The sequence below is a fragment of the Enterococcus sp. DIV1316a genome, assembly GCF_050536915.1.
GTDB lineage: Bacteria > Bacillota > Bacilli > Lactobacillales > Enterococcaceae > Enterococcus > Enterococcus faecalis.
In genome coordinates this window covers 2,316,305-2,334,627 of the sequence record NZ_CP172913.1, presented here as the reverse complement: position 1 = coordinate 2,334,627, position 18,323 = coordinate 2,316,305, and the positions used below count along the sequence as shown (strand labels likewise).

The following is an 18,323-nucleotide window of genomic DNA, read 5'->3' as shown; positions in this document are numbered from 1 at the left end:
GCTTATTTTATCATAGAATGATAAGGAAGTATAGAAACACTCACTGGACTTTTAAAAAAAACAAACTTCTTGTTTCACCTTATTCTTGATCAAGTTCGAGTGCCTTTTTTTTAGGACGCCAATACCAACTTAAGCCGATCACGTGGGCTAAATAAACAATCGCTAAAGTCGTAGTCATCAACGTATTTCGGACAATTAAACACGGAATGGCAAATAAAAGAAACATGGAAATAAATAGTTTCCATTTACCTTTACGAGTAATTTTTTTCTCAAAGAAGGCTTCTTGGATATATTTTTGATAATAAGAAGAAGCTAAAAATTTGTTATAAAGTTTATCTGAACTACGCATCCAAAAAAAGGCCGTTAATAAATAAAAACCAGTGGTGGGTAAAAGCGGCAAAAAGATTCCTAACGTGCCTAAAGCAAACGTACAGGAACCGAGAAAAATGAAGAATAATTTTTTCATTCAAAGGGTCCTTTCAGTTTTTCCCAATTATGGCACAATCAAAAGGAAGTAGCAATTTTAATCGTATAAGTAAATCATTAAAATTATCTATTTTTTAGAAAATCTAAAAGAGAAAGGATAGAAAGAGAAAGGCTGTTTTTTCTAGCCAGACAGCTTGTATTACCGATTTCTTTTTGATACAGTGGGAGTACTAGAAAATTTAAAGTAAGATAAGAAGGAGATGATTAATTGAAGTTAATGTGGCGTTACACAATGCGTTATAAGAAATTACTTTTCGCTGATTTTATTTGTGTGTTTGGTTTTATTTTAATTGAATTAGGCTTGCCGACCATTTTAGCACGAATGATTGACAAAGGAATTATTCCTAGAGATATGGACTATATTTATCAGCAAGGGATTTGGATGGTTGTAATTACGATTATTGGTGTCGCAATGAATATTTTGCTGGGGTACTTTGGTGCCAGAATTACAACAAACATTGTTCGTGATATTCGTGATGATTTATTTGAAAAGATTCAAACTTTCTCACATAGTGAATATGAAAGTATTGGGGTTTCTTCCTTAATTACGCGAACTACCAATGATGCATACCAAATTATGCTCTTCATGGGAAATATTTTACGTCTTGGCTTTATGACGCCAGTGATGTTTATTGCCAGTCTTTACATGGTGATGCGAACGAGTCCGTCGTTAGGAATGTACGTTTTAGGTGCCTTGCCTTTTCTGCTGCTAGCAGTTGTCGGAATTGCTCGTTTGTCAGAACCGTTATCTAAAAAGCAACAAAAGAACTTAGATGGAATCAACGGGATTTTAAGAGAAAATCTTTCTGGATTGCGGGTAATACGCGCATTTGTTAATGAAAAATTTGAAGAATCTCGTTTTAATAAAGTCAATGAAACTTACACTAAAAGTTCAAAAAGTTTGTTTCGTTTAATGGCAGCAGCCCAACCAGGGTTCTTTTTCTTATTTAATATTGTGATGGTCTTAATCATTTGGAGCGGGACTGTTCAAATCAGCCATGGGGATTTAGAAGTTGGGAATTTAATAGCTTTTATTGAATATATTTTCCATGCGCTGTTCTCGTTTATGTTATTTGCCAGTGTCTTTATGATGTATCCGCGGGCTGCGGTTTCGGCTTCGCGGATTCAAGAAGCCTTAGACATGGAACCAGCTATTCGTGAAGAAGAAGGCTTAACAGAAACAGCTACTAAAGGCTATCTAGAGTTTAAAAATGTAACCTTTGCCTATCCTGGACATGCGGAAAGCCCAGTCATCCGCAATGTAAGTTTTAAGGCGTCACCTGGTGAAACAGTGGCCTTTATTGGGAGCACAGGTAGTGGGAAATCAACATTAATTCAATTGATTCCACGGTTTTATGATGTATCAGAAGGTGAAATTTTAATCGATGGAGTGAACGTAAAAGAGTACAAACTTAGTGCATTACGCAATAAGATTGGCTATATTCCACAAAAAGCGTTACTTTTTACTGGTACAATTGCTGATAACCTTCGCTACGGTAAGGAAGATGCGACATTAGAAGAAATGGAACGAGCAATTGACATTGCTCAAGCAACAGAATTTGTTTCACAAAAACCGCAAGGCTATGATGAACCTCTTTCAGAAGGTGGCACGAACTTTTCTGGTGGTCAAAAACAACGTTTAGCTATCGCACGGGCGATTATTCGCAATCCGGAAATTTATATATTTGATGATAGTTTTTCTGCGTTAGATTATCAAACAGATGCAAATTTACGAGCGCGTCTGAAAAAAGAAACAACAGAATCCACTGTTTTAATTGTGGCACAACGTGTTGGAACAATTATGCATGCGGACCGCATTGTTGTTTTAAACGAAGGCGACGTGGTCGGAATTGGCACACATCGTGAATTACTTGAGACTTGTCCAATTTACTATGATATTGCGGCTTCTCAATTGTCAGAGGAGGAATTAGCATGAAACACGCCTTTTCTTCTATGAAACGAATCGGTCGCTATATTAAACCGTACCGAGTGACGTTTTATTTAGTTATTTTATTTACAATATTAACCGTTGCCTTTAATGCAGCGTTGCCTTATTTGACTGGATTACCAACGACAGAAATTAGCCGTAATATTGCGGCTGGCGAATCCATTAATTTTGATTATGTAATCCAATGTTTAATTTGGATTTTAGTTGTGGGAACAGGTTATTGTGTGGCACAATTTTTGTCAGGCTTTTTAATGACGAATGTCGTTCAACAATCCATGCGCGATTTACGCCGCGATATTGAAGAAAAAATCAATCGTTTGCCAGTTTCTTATTTTGATAAGAACCAACAAGGAAATATTTTGTCACGGGTGACGAACGATGTGGATGCTGTCAGCAATGCGATGCAACAAAGTTTTATCAATATTGTTTCAGCAGTCTTAGGGATTGTGATGGCGGTAGTGATGATGTTCTTAATCAATCCGCTGATGGCGATTTTTTCAGTGATTATGATTCCGTTGTCTCTGATTATTTCCAGAACAATTGTTAAAATCTCCCAGAAATATTTCCAAGGAATGCAAAATTCTTTAGGAGACTTAAATGGTTATGTCCAAGAAAATATGACTGGGTTCAGTGTTTTAAAACTATATGGTCGGGAAAAAGAAACTCTTGAAGGCTTTAAACAAGTCAATCATCGTTTAAATGGTTTTGGTTTCAAAGCATCCTTTATCTCAGGATTAATGTTGCCATTGGTTCAAATGACCGCTTATGGGACCTATATCGGGGTAGCTGTCCTTGGTAGTTACTATGTGGTTGCTGGTGTGATCGTAGTGGGGCAGTTACAAGCGTTTATTCAATATATTTGGCAAATTAGCCAACCAATGGGGAATATTACGCAGTTGTCTGCAGCTTTACAAAGCGCTTCAGCTTCGACCATGCGGATTTTTGAAATCCTAGATGAACCAGAAGAAGAACTTAACGAACAAGATGTTCCTTTACCAGAACCTATTTTAGGCTCTGTTGAATTTGAAAATGTCAGCTTTAGTTATGACCCAGAAAAACCGTTAATTCGTAATTTGAACTTTAAAGTTGATGCGGGCCAAATGGTTGCGATTGTGGGACCAACTGGCGCTGGGAAAACAACCTTAATCAATTTGCTAATGCGTTTTTATGATGTAACAGAAGGCGCCATTAAAATTGATGGCATTGACACGAAAAAAATGAACCGTAGTGATGTCCGATCTGTATTTGGAATGGTATTGCAAGATGCTTGGTTGTATAAAGGTACCATTGCAGATAACATTCGTTTTGGGAAGTTGGATGCCACGGATTATGAAGTTGTCGATGCAGCGAAAACGGCCAATGTGGATCACTTCATTCGGACAATGCCAGATGGGTATGAAATGGAAATCAATTCTGAGGGAGATAACGTTTCCCTTGGTCAAAAACAATTGTTGACCATTGCCCGAGCGGTAATTTCTGATCCGAAAATTTTGATTTTAGATGAGGCGACTAGTTCAGTCGATACACGCTTGGAAGCCTTAATTCAAAAAGCAATGGATCGTGTTATGGAAGGACGAACGAGTTTCGTTATTGCCCACCGCCTATCAACTATTCGTGAAGCTGATTTAATTCTTGTTATGAAACAAGGAGAAATCATTGAAAAAGGTACGCATCATGAGTTGCTGGAACAAGGTGGCTTCTATGAAAAACTATACAATAGTCAATTTGCTGAAGAAGGCGACTATGAGGAATAAAAAGAGGTCGGGACAGAAGCGTTTAACTCCGAGAAATAAGAAGGAATTTCCGAAAATTGTTCTGTAATTTTTGGAGAATTCCGGCTTATTTCCGAAGGAGTTGCTTTTGTTCCCGCCGTTTATCAGTTTTTGAGCGTGGAGCAAAAATCCAAAGTGATTTTTGTCCCACGCTCTTTTCTTGTCTTTTTTACTATGAAAGTGAGGAATTCTTGTCTATACTTAATGAAAAGAGGTGACAGAGTTTGAAAAAAGAATATTTTATTGCTGCTAGTGCAGATGTCTATGGAAACGTACAACTAGCGAAGGATAGTAATATTTGGTTTCAGTCGGTCTTAAGAGGTGACAGTAACACAATTACCATTGGTGAAGGTAGTAATATTCAAGATGGCACGATTATTCATGTTGATGAAGATGCCCCGACAATTGTAGGCAAGTATGTAACGGTGGGCCATCAATGCATGTTACACGGTTGTAAAATCGGTGATGGTGCTTTGATTGGCATGGGTTCAACGATTCTAAATAACGCCATTATTGGAGAAAACAGCCTGATTGGTGCGGGCTCTTTAGTGACAGAAGGCAAAATTATCCCGCCAAATGTTTTAGCATTTGGTCGACCCGCGAAGGTTATCCGTCCGTTAACGGCAGCAGAAATAGCCAGTAATCATACGAACGCCTTACATTATATTCAACGAGCAGAAGAATTTCGCCAACAAAAATACCCGAAACTAACATAGAATTAGGAGGAAAATGATGAAGAAAATTAAAGTAATGACGGTTTTTGGAACACGGCCAGAAGCAATCAAAATGGCCCCTTTAATCAAAGTTTTAGAAGAGCAAAGTCAAGGATTTGACTCTGTAGTAGTCGTAACAGCGCAACATCGCCAAATGTTGGATCAAGTGTTAGAAGATTTTCAAATTACACCGAATCATGATTTAAATATCATGAAAGATGGGCAAACCTTAACAGATATTACAAGTCGTGTTTTGAATTTATTAACTGAGGTTCTTGTGACAGAACAGCCGGATATTGTCTTGGTTCATGGCGATACAACCACGTCATTTGCGGCTGCATTGGCTGCTTTTTATCAACAGATTCCAGTGGGACATGTGGAAGCAGGATTGCGGACCTGGCAAAAATATTCTCCGTTTCCGGAAGAAATGAATCGTCAACTGGTAGACGTGTTAACTGATATTTATTTTGCCCCAACCACTCAAAGTAAGGACAATTTAATCAAAGAAAATCATCCAGAAGAACATATTTATGTGACTGGCAATACAGCAATTGACGCGATGGCGTACACCGTTGATGCCCACTATCAAAATGATTTATTGGAAAAAATCCCTACAGACCAACGCATCGTGCTAATTACAATGCATCGTCGTGAAAATTTAGGCCTGCCAATGGCAAATGTGTTTAAAGCTGTTCGTCGACTTGTAATGGAACATCCAGAAATTGAAGTCATTTTCCCTATGCACAAAAATCCCAAAGTCCGTGAAATAGTAGCGGAACACTTAGGTGAATTAGCTCGTGTGCATTTAATTGAACCATTGGATGTCAAAGATTTTCAAAATTTTGCAGCGAAAAGTGCTTTAATTTTAACTGATTCTGGCGGTGTGCAAGAAGAAGCTCCTTCCTTAGGTGTGCCAGTTTTAGTTTTACGAGATACAACGGAACGTCCAGAAGGCGTAGCGGCAGGAACATTGAAATTGGTTGGTACAGACGAACAAGTAGTCTATCAAGAGGCGAAAACATTATTGACTGATTCTGATGCTTACCACGCGATGGCGCATGCACAAAATCCGTATGGGGATGGTCAAGCTAGCCGCCGAATCGTTGAAGCCATTGCCTATGAAATGCAGAAATCAGATAAAAAACCAGATACGTTTACAGCAAAATAAATAAAAAGGCAGAGAAGCGCTGAAAAATGTGCTTCTTTTGCGTATCTTATTTTGAAGAATCAATTAGACAAAAAATGCTAGAAAGTAGTGAAGTGAAGATGTATCAAACGATTTTATTTGATTTAGATGGCACAATTACGGATTCTGGTAGCGGCATTATGCGTTCTATTTTGTACGCAACAGAACAATTAGGCTGGCCAGCTCCTAGCGAGGAGACGTTACGTTCTTTCATAGGGCCGCCTTTATATGAGTCATTTTTGCACATGGCGCCTTCAGCTGAAGCAGCGCAACAAGCCGTGGGTCATTATCGAGCGTATTATCAGAGAAAAGGTATGTTTGAAAATCATGTGTATCCAGGTATCCCAGAGGTACTAACAAGGTTAAAGGAAGCGGGAGCAAAGTTATACATTGCGACTTCCAAGCCAGAAGAATTTGCTAAAAAGATTATTACTCATTTTGATTTAGATCGTTATTTTACAGGCATCTATGGAGCGAGCATGGACGGTCATCGTTCTAAAAAAGCAGATGTGATTCAGTATGCATTAACGGAAGCTCAATTAGCCCCAACCAAAGAAGCAATTATCATGGTTGGTGATCGTAATCATGACATTCTTGGTGCTCAACAAAATGGCTTAGATAGTATAGGTGTCTTGTATGGATTTGGTGAAGAAACAGAATTACAAGAGGCGGGAGCGACATTCCTAGTACAATCGCCTAAAGACTTAGGTGCTATTTTGCTACAAAATTCTTAATAGAAAATGGATTTTCGATAAATTTAGGAGGATTTTAAGATTTATTATCGTTTCAATAGAAAAGCGCCATCATAGGCTTTAAACGTTGTCAATGATGAATTTTTTATCAGGGAATGACGGTCTTTTTATTAAAAACATTTAATTTTAAAGAGGTTTCATGTATAATAGTTTCAGTCATAAACGATAGAATAGTAAGGAGGGTTAGTTTTGGCTAATGATAACCAAAATAACCAAGATCCCAAATCTTCGCTTAGAGATCAAGTAACTGGGTCTTTAAATGGTAGAAATGATGGCGATCAACCTGATTCCTCTGAAAAAAATGATAGGTCACCCCAACCTTCATCTGATGAATCACAAGAAACAGCGAGCCGCACAACACAAACACGTGCAGGTTCTAGAGCTGCTCGAAGACGTGGGAAAGACAAGACAACACAGACAGTCGAAGAGCCAACCCCGATTGAAACAGACGAAAAGCCAACAAATACAAAAAAACAAACACGTAAAAAAGAAGATCGTTTAGTCGGTCGTATCGTGTTAATTGTAGTTTCTGTATTAGTTTTAATGATGGCAATCTTTGGGTTTACTTTTTATAAATATGTAGATGCTGGGCTACAGCCACTAGACAAGAACAATAAGAAGCTTGTTCAAGTGCATATCCCAGAAGGATCTTCTAATAAGCAAATTGCTGCGGTTTTAGAAGAAAGCAACGTCATTAAAAGCGGAATGGTTTTTAACTACTACGTAAAATTTAAAAACTTAACAGATTTTCAAGCGGGCTATTATCAAATGTCTCCAAGCATGACACTCGATGAAATTGGTGAAATGCTAAAAGAAGGAGGTACGCCAGAACCAACTAAAATTGCAGATGGCAAAGTAACGATTCCTGAAGGCTACGATATAGATAAAATTGGCGAAGCTATTGAAAAAAATACAGATTTCAAGAAAGCAGATTTCATTGCATTAATGAAAAACGAAGACTTCTTCAATCAAATGAAGGCTAAGTATCCTGATTTACTTGAAAGTGCTGCAACCGCAGAAGGTGTTCGTTATCGCTTAGAAGGGTATTTATTCCCGGCAACTTATGATTACTACAAAAAAGCAACACTTCCTGAATTTGTCGAACAAATGATTGCTAAAATGAACACAGTAATGGAACAATATACGCCGACAATTCATGCAAAGAATTTAACCAATCAGCAAGTCTTAACGTTAGCTTCATTGGTTGAAAAAGAAGGAGTCAAAGAAGCAGACCGCAAACAAATTGCGCAAGTATTCTTTAACCGCTTGGCTGCCGATATGCCAATCCAATCAGATATTTCTATTTTGTATGCTCTAGGAGAACACAAAGAAACTGTAACGTATGCTGACTTGGAAGTGGACTCGTCTTATAACTTGTATAAAAATACTGGTTATGGACCAGGACCATTAGATAGCCCAAGTGAGGAGTCAATTAAAGCAGTCTTGAATCCGACACCAAGTGACTATTTATACTTTGTAGCAGATATTTCTACAGGAAAAGTCTACTTCTCAAAAACATATGAAGAACATCAAGTATTAGTAAATCAGTATGTCAATAATTCAAGTAGTGAATAAAATGAAAACATAAAAGAGCTTGGTGAATCAATTTTGTATGATTCACCAAGCTTTTAGATACTCAAAAAGTAATCTGTTTAACAGAGGGAAAGAGTAGCAACTAGAAATTTATATAAATAAAATTTAGCAAAATCACAAAAATTCAATAATTATATTTACAATTTAGAAAAAGCGTGGTACTCTTTTGTGGATTGAAAGCGGAATTTTTTTCAATAACCAACCAAGAACTACGTATCGTTAAGCGAAAAAGGAGAATTAACATGGTAGAAAAAGTATATCCAATGACTCTTGAAGGAAAAGAAAAATTAGAACAAGAGCTAGAAGAATTAAAAACAATTAAACGTAAAGAAATCGTAGAGCGTATTAAAATCGCTCGTAGCTTTGGGGATCTTTCAGAGAACTCAGAGTATGAATCAGCTAAAGATGAACAAGCTTTCGTTGAAGGACGTATTACAACGTTAGAAAATATGATTCGTTTTGCAGAAATCATCGATAATGATGGCGTGGACCAAGACGAAGTTTCCATCGGTAAAACAGTTACTTTCCAAGAGTTACCTGACGGAGAAGAAGAGGAATACACAATCGTAGGAAGTGCCGAAGCCGATCCATTTTCTGGTAAAATTTCTAATGATTCACCGATTGCGCAAGCCTTAATTGGTAAACAATTAGGCGACCAAGTGATTATTGCAACACCTGGTGGCGACATGACAGTTAAAATTACAAAAGTTGAAGCAAACTAAATAATTGAGTAGGGCAGGCAGCTTCCAAGGCCTGTCCTTTCGCAATCTAGGACATTTAGGGCTAAAGTCCTATGGTAACCTGAGGCGCAAACCACTATGATTAAATAAAATAAACGAGTAAAATAAATGACAGAGGGAGGAGGCAAATCTATGAATAACCCTTGGCGCTTTTTTATCGTCGCAGAAGCATTACTTTTTATTCTGGCGTTATGGCAAATTGTACATAATCCTGGATTAGCTGTTTTATTAACAATTGGCGTTTTACTTGTGGCCTACGTTTCCAGGAAAGCATCTAAAACACATTTTAACAACTTTCAATTCGTCCTCGGCGTTGTTTTTATTGTCATTGGTGCAATGAACAGCACGGCTGTTTGGTTTATGTTGATTTTTGGCGTACTCTTTATCGGCTTAAAAGGCTTTGAGATTTCAGGCGTGGATATAGCTGAGCGAGCACCTTGGCGAAAAAAACAAATGATTATGGTGGAGACGGCGGCAAAAGAACCTAAAAATGGCAAACGATTTAAACGCCGCTGGTTTGCCAACGAACGCATTGGTAACAATATCTATGAATGGGACGATATCAATATTGATTTAATCTCTGGGGACACCATTATTGATTTAGGTAATACGTTACTACCGAAAGAAGACAATATTATTATTATTCGTAAAGGTTTTGGCCGCACGCGAATTCTAGTGCCGTTAGGTGTAGCTATTTTGTTAGAACATTCAACTTTTTACGGAACGGTACGTTTTGAAGAAGAAAAATATCAATTGAAAAACGAATCATTAAAAATTTACAGCAATGATTATGATACCAATCTTCGTCGTTTGAAAATTATGACGAACACTTTAGTAGGAGATGTTGAGGTGATCCGTGTATGACCGATCGGATTTCAAGACGCATGATTTCATTATATGCGTCCCTTAGCACCTTTATTGTTATCTTAATTACATTGTTTTCATATTTTCATTCGATTAAACAAAACCGGTGGTTATTAGAGCTTCTTCAGAGAAAAGTCTTTTATTTACCACTAATTGTGCACATTGTTCTCATATCCTTACTAATAGGCTTATTGACCTTTTTACTGATTTCATTGGTTCAAAAAGGGCAATATGGACGGATTGAAGAAAAACTTCGGTTATTGGCCAACGGTAATTATGAAAGTCCAGTCTTAAACAAACCAACGACCAGTGAAAATCAAGACCATTATCTAACCGAAGTCGAACAAGATATTTGGTCGATTAAAAATAAATTATTAGAGATGTCTAAAGAATTGCAATTATTAAACAGTCGACCGCAATTAATGGATGGGCAAACAAAAGAAGAAATTTTAGAGAACGAGCGGCATCGTTTGGCGCGGGAGTTGCATGATTCAGTCAGTCAACAACTTTTTGCAGCCATGATGATGTTGTCTGCCTTAAATGAACAAGCACAACGAACAGAAACTCCTGAACCATATCGCAAACAACTAGCCATGGTGGCAGAAATCATTAATGCCTCCCAATCGGAAATGCGTGCGCTACTATTGCACTTGCGTCCTATCAGTCTAGAAGGAAAAAGTTTGCGTAAAGGTATTGAACAATTACTGAAAGAACTACAAACAAAAATTAAAATTGAATTGATTTGGGATGTTGAAGATGTTCATTTAAATAGCAGCATTGAGGATCATCTTTTCCGAATTGTGCAGGAGTTACTTTCAAATACCTTAAGACATGCCAAAGCAAAGGAATTAGAGGTATACTTACACCAAGTCGATAAAAACGTGTTATTGCGTATTGTTGATGATGGTGTCGGCTTTGATATGAAGGAACAAAGTAATAAAGCCGGTAGTTATGGCTTAAATAATATCCGAGAACGTGTTGTCGGCATGGGCGGTACAGTTAAAATTATTAGTTTTAAAGGGCAGGGAACCAGCGTTGAAATTAAAGTTCCTGTCATAAAGGAGGAAACTGCAAGTGATCAAAGTAATGTTAGTGGATGACCATGAAATGGTCCGTTTAGGCGTTTCATCATATTTATCTATTCAAGAGGATATAGAAGTCGTAGGCGAAGCAGAAAACGGTAAGATTGGCTATGAAAAAGCATTGGAACTACGTCCAGATGTTATTTTGATGGATTTGGTAATGGAAGAAATGGACGGCATTGATTCAACAAAAGCGATCTTGAAAGATTGGCCAGAAGCCAAGATTATTATTGTGACGAGTTTTATTGATGATGAAAAAGTGTATCCGGCGATTGAAGCTGGTGCAGCGGGCTACCTATTAAAAACATCAACAGCACATGAGATTGCTGATGCAATTCGGGCGACTTATCGCGGAGAGCGTGTGTTGGAACCTGAAGTGACGCATAAGATGATGGAACGGTTAACAAAAAAACAAGAGCCGGTGTTGCACGAAGATTTGACAAACCGGGAACACGAAATTTTAATGTTGATTGCACAAGGTAAAAGTAATCAGGAAATAGCTGATGAACTCTTTATCACTTTGAAAACAGTTAAAACACATGTTTCAAACATTTTAGCAAAACTAGATGTGGATGATCGGACCCAAGCGGCGATTTATGCTTTTCAACATGGTTTAGCCAAATAAATATCAGATAAATCCATAAATAAATTCTAGGAAATCCTTCTAGGAATTTATTTATGGATTTGTTATACTAATTTTAACGAACAGACAGGAGCGGTCAGAAGAAATGAAACAAAATTTTGCAATTATTGGTTTAGGACGTTTTGGCGGCAGCATATGCCAAACTTTGGTGGAAGCTGGTCAAGAAGTTTTGGCCATTGACAGCAGTGAAGACCGTGTCAATGAATATATGAATATTGCAACGCATGCAGTGGTGGCTAACGCCCAAGATGAAATGACGTTGCGTTCTTTAGGGATTCGGAATTTTGATCACGTAGTGGTGGCAATTGGTGAAGATATTCAAGCGAGTATTTTAGTAACATTAATGGTTAAAGAGATGGGGGTTCCCAATGTCTTAGCCAAAGCAGTCAATGAATATCATGCCCGTGTCTTAGATAAAATTGGGGCAGACATGGTCGTTCACCCAGAGCGGGATATGGGCATTCGAATTGCTCACAAACTTGTTTCACGCAATATTTTAGATTATATTGAATTATCTAGCGAATTTTCATTAGCTGAGGTTCGGGTCACCAATCCTAAATTTTACAATAAAACCTTAGCAGAATTAAATTTCCGTCAGCGATTTGGTTTAACTGTGGTAGCGATTCGCCGCTCGAAAACAGAAGTAATTGCTTCGCCAGATGCTTCTGAAATTGTTCGAGAAAACGACAATTTATTAGTTATCGGTGATACAGCAGACGTGGATTTATTAGATGAAAAAATGAATGGCTAAGCACTTTATTCTCTAAAAGCACTACGCTGTGCTACAATAAATGGCGACAGAGATGTGAAGGAGGAACAAAGAATGAAATTAGAAGTGACACCGAAAGCCCAACAATGGTTTAAAGAAGAAACCGGGGTTCAGCCTGAGACAGGCATTCGTTTTTTCGGAAAAATTTACGGAAAAACACCTGTTCATGATGGTTTTTCCATTGCGATGTCTGTAGAAGCGCCAGATGAGCCAATGATTAAAGAGAACCTAGATGGGATTACCTATTTTATTGAAGAAACAGATGATTGGTTCTTTAAAGGGTATGATTTGATTGTTGATTATGATGAAAAGAATGATGAACCGCGTTATCAATTTGAAGCGAACCAAGAAGATTTAACAAAATAAATTTAGTGCTAAACAAAAGAGGCTGAAGTAGTGCGTAGGACTATTTCTGTTGCTTTCGTTTAACCGCTAGTCAGCCTGAGAAAAAATCGTTTTGGATTTTTTCTCAGGTTCTTTCTATTTAAGTTATTTTTAGTTGGATATCGTTATTTAATAAGGCTATTATATGGTATAATGATAATTAACTGAAGTGTGGAGGAAATAAAATGTTATCAATTGTTGTCCCTTGTTATAATGAGGAAGCAGCGATTCCGCTGTTTTTTGAAGAAGTAGAAAAAATTAGCCAGCAACTGTCTCATTCAGTAGAATATATATTTGTGAATGATGGCTCAAAAGATAAGACGTTAGCTGTTTTAAGACAGCTTTATCGCGAACATCCAGAGAAGGTCCGTTATCTTTCTTTTTCACGAAATTTTGGGAAAGAAGCAGGCTTATACGCTGGTTTAAAAGAAGCAACAGGTGACTTAGTGACAGTCATGGACGTTGATTTACAAGACCCGCCTGAGTTATTACCTCAAATGATTGAGATGATTGAAACCAGTACAGATTTAGATTGTGTTGGCACACGACGCATAACAAGAGACGGCGAACCGCCCATTCGTAGCTTTTTTGCACGGATGTTCTATAAACTCATTAATCGAATTGCTGAGACGGAAATGGTGGATGGTGCCCGTGACTTCCGTGTCATGACCCGACAAATGGTCGATGCGATTTTAGAGTTATCTGAGTATAATCGTTTCTCAAAAGGGATTTTTAGTTGGGTCGGCTTCAAAACAGAATATATTGAATTTAAAAATCGAGAACGAATTGCTGGAGAAACCTCTTGGTCTTTCTGGAGTCTATTAAGTTATTCAATTGATGGGATTGTCAATTTTTCAGAAACACCATTGAATATTGCTTCATACGTTGGCGCCTTTTCGTGTATTGGTTCTGCGCTAGCAATGTTAGTGATTATCTTTCGAACATTAGTTAATGGTGATCCAACAAGCGGCTGGCCTTCAATGGTTTGTATTGTACTTTTTGTAGGTGGTTTGCAACTATTATGTTTAGGAATTATTGGCAAATATATCGGCAAAATTTTCTTAGAAACGAAAAAACGACCAATTTATATTGTAAAGGAATCAGAAAAAGATTCTAAAAAATAACCAAAAAAGCAGAGAAAAATTCTCTGTTTTTTTGTTGTGCATTAAAAAAAGTGTAAATAGGCTTTTCAGAAAAACAACATTTTTTACATAAAAAATACATTAACTTTACCTATTTTTATCTTAATGAAACAGCTTTGCTCTCGCGGTTGCAAGAAATAAATGTTAAAATCAAAAGGTATGCTATTAAATGTTTTTTTGGAGGTTGGGTCATGATAGAAGTTATCGACTTGAAAAAAGTATTCGATAATGGGTTTGAAGCGTTAAAATCGGTCAATTTTACGATTGAGCAAGGGGACTTGGTTTGTTTGTTAGGACCAAGTGGGTGTGGGAAATCCACAATTTTAAACTTAATTGCAGGTTTATTGCATCCAAGTGATGGAGATATTCAGTTTCGACAGCAATCGGTTGTCAAAACAGCACCAAAAGATCGGAACATCGGGTTCGTTTTTCAAAACTATGCCTTATATCCACATATGACTGTTCTAGAAAACGTAATGTTTCCTTTGACGGTAGGAAGTAAGAAAGTTCCCAAGGCAGAGGCACAAGCTATTGCCGAAGAATATATGAAACTAACGAATATTGAAGAGTTAAGCCATAAAAAGCCAGGCACACTTTCTGGTGGTCAACAACAGCGTGTTGCGATTACCCGGGCGTTAGTTCAAAAACCAGATGTTTTATTATTAGATGAGCCTTTAAGTAACTTGGATGCACGTTTGCGTTTGAAAATTCGTGAAGAAATCCGCCGCTTGGTGAAAGAAGTAGGCATTACAACAATCTTTGTAACGCACGACCAAGAGGAAGCGCTATCAATCAGTGATAAAATTATTTTATTAAACGAAGGGGTTATTCAACAAAATGATGAACCTCAAAACCTTTACTTAGAACCAAATAACTTATTTGTTGCTCAGTTCATAGGTAACCCAATTATTAATTTATTGTCTGTTGAAGTGAAAGACGGCAAAATGTACCACGAAAGTTTTGAAATTCCGCTTGAGCGTTTTGAGCAAGCACGCTTTAAAATGCCAATGACTGATGGGAAATATACGTTTGCTTCTCGTCCAGAAGATGTGGTACCAACTGAAACAGGTCTCTTTACCACAACGACAGATTTAGTGGAATTGATTGGTCGAGAACGTATTTTACGATTTACATTAGGAAATGAACAAGTGAAATCAATTGTAAGTGTAGAAGAAGCGATTGAAGAAGGAGACACTTTATCTTTTGATTTTTCATATAAAAAAGTATTTATCTTTAACGAAGCGGGAGACCGGGTTTACTAATGAAAAAATACAATCCAGAAAATCAACCAAAAGCATGGCTCTTCCTTCTGCCATCATTAGGAATCATTTTACTGTTTAGCGTTTATCCGCTGTTTCGTTCTTTGTGGATGAGCTTCCAAAAAGGTTCCTTAATTAACCAACGCTACGCTGGTTTAGAAAATTATCAACGTGTATTGAATGATCCAATCTTCTATAAAGCGTTAAAAAATACAGCGCTCTATGCATTTGCTGTGGTACCGATTGCCTTGATAATTTCCCTAGCAATTGCTTGGATTATCTTTGAAAAAGTTAAACATAAGAGTTTCTTTGAAACGATTTTCTTTATGCCTTATGTAACGAGTACGATTGCCATTGGGATTGTCTTCCGTTACTTCTTTAATGGCGATTATGGAATTGTCAATTACGTCTTAGGCTTTTTCGGCATTCCTTCTGTCAACTGGCTAGATAATGTTCAAATGAGTATGCCGACATTGATTATTTTTGGGGTTTGGACGAGTTTAGCATTTAATATTATTATTTTGTTGGCTGGGTTGAGAAATATTGATGAAGAACATTTTAAAATTGCAAAAATGTTTGGCGCCTCAGACGGCGAAATTTTCCGACGTATTACGTTTCCGCAGCTAGTCCCGACCATTGCCTTTTTATTAACGGTCAATTTAATTGGCGCCTTTAAAGTTTATACACAAGTTTATGCTTTATTCGGTGGTCGTGCGGGGATTGCCAACAGTGCCACAACCGCAGTGTACTATATTTATGACAAATTCCACATTGCAGGGCGTCCCGGAATTGCGATGGCCGCCACAGTGATTTTATTTGTGATTATTTTAGTGGTCACTTTCTTACAAAATAAACTCTTAAAGAAAGTGGGGCAATAAGCCAATGAAAAAAGTTTTAACGATTATCGCATTTGTTTTCTTAGGCATTTTAGCCGTTATTACGTTATTTCCATTTGTCTATATGATTTTAGCTGGTTTAATGAGTTACTCTGAAGCGACCAGCATGCCGCCAACCATGTTTCCAAAACAACCACAATGGCAAAACTACACAGAGGTCTTTCAAAAAGCACCCTTTCTTCGGTATTTCTTGAACACAGTCTTTGTTTCAGGCGTTACAACGATTGCTACGGTAGTCACCGCCGTGTTAGCTTCATTCGCATTAACGAGTTTGAAGTTCCGTTTTAAAAATGTGGTCATTGCTTTGATGATTTCGTTGTTAATGGTTCCGTATGAATCTATTATTTTTACCAATTATCAAACGATTGCGCAATTAGGTTTGTTAAATACTTACAGCGCCTTAATTATTCCATTTTTAACTAGTATTTTTTATATTTACTATTTAAACGGTTATTTAAAAGGTATTCCTGATACTTTTTACAAGGCTGCCAAGATTGATGGCGCTAGTGATTTAGAATATATTTGGCGTATTTTAGTACCAATGTCAAAACCAGCGTTGGTAACAGTAGGGATTTTAACATTCATTTCTAGTTGGAATTCTTTCTTGTGGCCATTGTTGGTGACGAACGAGAAAAAATACCGTCTATTGAATAATGGACTATCGGCCTTTGCGACAGAGAGCGGTAGTGACGTACATTTACAAATGGCTGCTGCAACATTAACCGTTATTCCAATTTTAATTATTTACTTGATTTTCAGAAAAGAAATTATCAGAGGAGTTGCAAAAAATGGAATCAAAGGCTAAAACAACTGTGACTTTTCACAGTGGCATTTTAACAATTGGAGGAACCGTGATTGAAGTGGCGTATAAAGATGCCCACATCTTCTTTGATTTTGGCACAGAATTTCGACCAGAATTAGATTTGCCCGATGATCACATTGAAACCTTAATTAATAATCGTTTAGTGCCAGAATTAAAAGACTTATATGATCCACGTTTAGGTTATGAATATCATGGTACAGAAGACAAAGAGTATCAACACACAGCTGTTTTCTTATCTCATGCCCATTTAGATCATTCGCGCATGATTAATTATTTAGACCCAGCTGTTCCGTTGTACACATTAAAAGAAACGAAGATGATTCTAAATAGTTTAAATCGCAAAGGTGATTTTTTGATTCCATCACCGTTTGAAGAAAAGAATTTTACCCGAGAAATGATTGGTCTTAATAAAAACGATGTGATTAAAGTTGGCGAAATTTCAGTGGAAATCGTGCCTGTTGATCATGATGCGTACGGTGCTTCGGCATTACTGATTCGCACGCCTGACCATTTCATCACATACACAGGTGATTTGCGCTTACATGGCCATAATCGTGAAGAGACTTTAGCTTTTTGTGAAAAAGCTAAACATACTGAATTATTAATGATGGAAGGCGTAAGCATTAGCTTCCCAGAACGTGAACCAGATCCAGCCCAAATAGCGGTTGTCAGTGAAGAAGATCTTGTTCAGCACTTGGTTCGTTTAGAACTAGAAAACCCGAATCGACAAATTACCTTTAATGGTTATCCAGCAAACGTGGAACGTTTTGCTAAGATTATTGAAAAGTCACCACGTACAGTCGTTTTAGAAGCAAATATGGCTGCGTTGTTACTTGAAGTATTTGGAATAGAAGTTCGTTATTATTATGCTGAATCTGGTAAAATACCAGAATTGAATCCAGCGTTAGAAATCCCGTATGACACGTTACTAAAGGACAAAACAGACTATTTGTGGCAAGTTGTGAACCAGTTTGACAACCTCCAAGAAGGTAGTTTATACATTCACAGTGATGCACAACCGTTAGGGGACTTTGATCCACAGTATCGCGTGTTTTTAGATTTGTTGGCTAAAAAAGACATTACTTTTGTCCGCTTAGCTTGTTCAGGACATGCAATTCCAGAAGATCTGGATAAAATTATTGCATTGATTGAACCTCAAGTATTGGTTCCAATCCATACGTTAAAACCAGAAAAACTGGAAAACCCGTATGGTGAAAGAATATTGCCAGAACGTGGCGAGCAAATTGTTTTATAAATTTTTTTAAGGGAGA

General features: G+C 37.4%; 18 protein-coding genes. 17 read left to right on the top strand and 1 reads right to left on the bottom strand.

The features are described from left to right. Positions 1-79 precede the first annotated feature (79 nt). Positions 80-466 carry a YbaN family protein gene (locus IGL56_RS11160; RefSeq protein WP_002355126.1) on the bottom strand — a complete coding sequence of 129 codons (387 nt, stop codon included), beginning with the start codon at positions 464-466 and terminating at the stop codon, positions 80-82. Between the two features lie 228 nt (positions 467-694). On the opposite strand from IGL56_RS11160, the gene efrA reads away from it, so the two are divergent. The 17 genes from efrA to IGL56_RS11075 all read left to right on the top strand — a co-directional run bounded on the left by efrA (position 695) and on the right by IGL56_RS11075 (position 18,307). Further along, positions 695-2,422, top strand: coding sequence for a multidrug efflux ABC transporter subunit EfrA (gene efrA / locus IGL56_RS11155; RefSeq protein WP_002389280.1), 1,728 nt, complete (start codon positions 695-697; stop codon positions 2,420-2,422). After that, positions 2,419-4,188 (top strand): multidrug efflux ABC transporter subunit EfrB, encoded by a 1,770-nt coding sequence (gene efrB, locus IGL56_RS11150; protein WP_002365186.1) that lies wholly within the window; start codon positions 2,419-2,421, stop codon positions 4,186-4,188. Before efrA ends, efrB begins: the two co-directional genes overlap by 4 nt. Positions 4,189-4,430: 242 nt before the next feature. After that, the gene (locus tag IGL56_RS11145; RefSeq protein ID WP_002355129.1) at positions 4,431-4,922 is read left to right on the top strand and encodes a gamma carbonic anhydrase family protein; all 492 of its coding nucleotides are present in this window, start codon (positions 4,431-4,433) and stop codon (positions 4,920-4,922) included. A gap of 13 nt (positions 4,923-4,935) precedes the next feature. Then, complete coding sequence (gene wecB / locus IGL56_RS11140) at positions 4,936-6,087, top strand: non-hydrolyzing UDP-N-acetylglucosamine 2-epimerase (RefSeq protein WP_002387311.1); 1,152 nt, start codon at positions 4,936-4,938, stop codon at positions 6,085-6,087. A 74-nt stretch (positions 6,088-6,161) separates the two neighbouring features. Next, positions 6,162-6,839 (top strand): HAD family hydrolase, encoded by a 678-nt coding sequence (locus tag IGL56_RS11135; protein WP_002392521.1) that lies wholly within the window; start codon positions 6,162-6,164, stop codon positions 6,837-6,839. Positions 6,840-7,046: 207 nt separating this feature from the next. Continuing rightward, on the top strand, positions 7,047-8,432 hold the full coding sequence (gene mltG, locus IGL56_RS11130; RefSeq protein ID WP_002389176.1) for an endolytic transglycosylase MltG: 1,386 nt from the start codon (positions 7,047-7,049) through the stop codon (positions 8,430-8,432). A gap of 260 nt (positions 8,433-8,692) precedes the next feature. Further along, positions 8,693-9,172, top strand: a complete 480-nt coding sequence (gene greA / locus IGL56_RS11125) for a transcription elongation factor GreA (RefSeq protein ID WP_002355133.1) — start codon at positions 8,693-8,695, stop codon at positions 9,170-9,172. 150 nt (positions 9,173-9,322) lie between these two features. Then, positions 9,323-10,054: a cell wall-active antibiotics response protein LiaF gene (gene liaF / locus IGL56_RS11120; protein ID WP_002381168.1), complete on the top strand. Its 732-nt coding sequence runs from the start codon at positions 9,323-9,325 to the stop codon at positions 10,052-10,054. Then, on the top strand, positions 10,051-11,154 hold the full coding sequence (locus tag IGL56_RS11115; RefSeq protein WP_002365182.1) for a sensor histidine kinase: 1,104 nt from the start codon (positions 10,051-10,053) through the stop codon (positions 11,152-11,154). Before liaF ends, IGL56_RS11115 begins: the two co-directional genes overlap by 4 nt. Next, complete coding sequence (locus tag IGL56_RS11110) at positions 11,129-11,761, top strand: response regulator (RefSeq protein WP_002355137.1); 633 nt, start codon at positions 11,129-11,131, stop codon at positions 11,759-11,761. Before IGL56_RS11115 ends, IGL56_RS11110 begins: the two co-directional genes overlap by 26 nt. 103 nt (positions 11,762-11,864) lie before the next feature. Next, positions 11,865-12,530 carry a potassium channel family protein gene (locus tag IGL56_RS11105; protein WP_002355139.1) on the top strand — a complete coding sequence of 222 codons (666 nt, stop codon included), beginning with the start codon at positions 11,865-11,867 and terminating at the stop codon, positions 12,528-12,530. A gap of 54 nt (positions 12,531-12,584) precedes the next feature. Next, a complete protein-coding gene (locus IGL56_RS11100; RefSeq protein ID WP_002355140.1) occupies positions 12,585-12,914 on the top strand; it encodes a HesB/YadR/YfhF family protein in 330 nt (109 codons plus the stop codon). Positions 12,915-13,117: 203 nt separating this feature from the next. After that, a complete protein-coding gene (locus IGL56_RS11095; protein ID WP_002355141.1) occupies positions 13,118-14,056 on the top strand; it encodes a glycosyltransferase family 2 protein in 939 nt (312 codons plus the stop codon). A 146-nt stretch (positions 14,057-14,202) separates the two neighbouring features. Further along, positions 14,203-15,336 carry an ABC transporter ATP-binding protein gene (locus IGL56_RS11090; RefSeq protein WP_002385276.1) on the top strand — a complete coding sequence of 378 codons (1,134 nt, stop codon included), beginning with the start codon at positions 14,203-14,205 and terminating at the stop codon, positions 15,334-15,336. Beyond that, the gene (locus tag IGL56_RS11085) at positions 15,336-16,211 is read left to right on the top strand and encodes a carbohydrate ABC transporter permease (protein WP_002355143.1); all 876 of its coding nucleotides are present in this window, start codon (positions 15,336-15,338) and stop codon (positions 16,209-16,211) included. Before IGL56_RS11090 ends, IGL56_RS11085 begins: the two co-directional genes overlap by 1 nt. Before the next feature lie 4 nt (positions 16,212-16,215). Next, a complete protein-coding gene (locus tag IGL56_RS11080) occupies positions 16,216-17,034 on the top strand; it encodes a carbohydrate ABC transporter permease (protein WP_002355144.1) in 819 nt (272 codons plus the stop codon). Continuing rightward, positions 17,018-18,307 (top strand): MBL fold metallo-hydrolase, encoded by a 1,290-nt coding sequence (locus tag IGL56_RS11075; protein WP_002355145.1) that lies wholly within the window; start codon positions 17,018-17,020, stop codon positions 18,305-18,307. The genes IGL56_RS11080 and IGL56_RS11075 overlap by 17 nt, the downstream gene beginning before the upstream one ends. Positions 18,308-18,323 lie beyond the last annotated feature (16 nt).

Excerpts from the sequence above, each read along its gene's own strand:
- wecB (WP_002387311.1), top strand. The coding sequence starts at position 4,936 with ATGATGAAGAAAATTAAAGTAATGACGGTTTTTGGAACACGGCCAGAA.
- IGL56_RS11105 (WP_002355139.1), top strand. The coding sequence starts at position 11,865 with ATGAAACAAAATTTTGCAATTATTGGTTTAGGACGTTTTGGCGGCAGC.
- IGL56_RS11085 (WP_002355143.1), top strand. The coding sequence starts at position 15,336 with ATGAAAAAATACAATCCAGAAAATCAACCAAAAGCATGGCTCTTCCTT.
- IGL56_RS11160 (WP_002355126.1), bottom strand. The coding sequence starts at position 466 with ATGAAAAAATTATTCTTCATTTTTCTCGGTTCCTGTACGTTTGCTTTA.
- IGL56_RS11135 (WP_002392521.1), top strand. The coding sequence starts at position 6,162 with ATGCTAGAAAGTAGTGAAGTGAAGATGTATCAAACGATTTTATTTGAT.
- IGL56_RS11080 (WP_002355144.1), top strand. The coding sequence starts at position 16,216 with ATGAAAAAAGTTTTAACGATTATCGCATTTGTTTTCTTAGGCATTTTA.
- IGL56_RS11115 (WP_002365182.1), top strand. The coding sequence starts at position 10,051 with ATGACCGATCGGATTTCAAGACGCATGATTTCATTATATGCGTCCCTT.
- efrB (WP_002365186.1), top strand. The coding sequence starts at position 2,419 with ATGAAACACGCCTTTTCTTCTATGAAACGAATCGGTCGCTATATTAAA.
- IGL56_RS11075 (WP_002355145.1), top strand. The coding sequence starts at position 17,018 with ATGGAATCAAAGGCTAAAACAACTGTGACTTTTCACAGTGGCATTTTA.
- liaF (WP_002381168.1), top strand. The coding sequence starts at position 9,323 with ATGAATAACCCTTGGCGCTTTTTTATCGTCGCAGAAGCATTACTTTTT.
- IGL56_RS11095 (WP_002355141.1), top strand. The coding sequence starts at position 13,118 with ATGTTATCAATTGTTGTCCCTTGTTATAATGAGGAAGCAGCGATTCCG.
- greA (WP_002355133.1), top strand. The coding sequence starts at position 8,693 with ATGGTAGAAAAAGTATATCCAATGACTCTTGAAGGAAAAGAAAAATTA.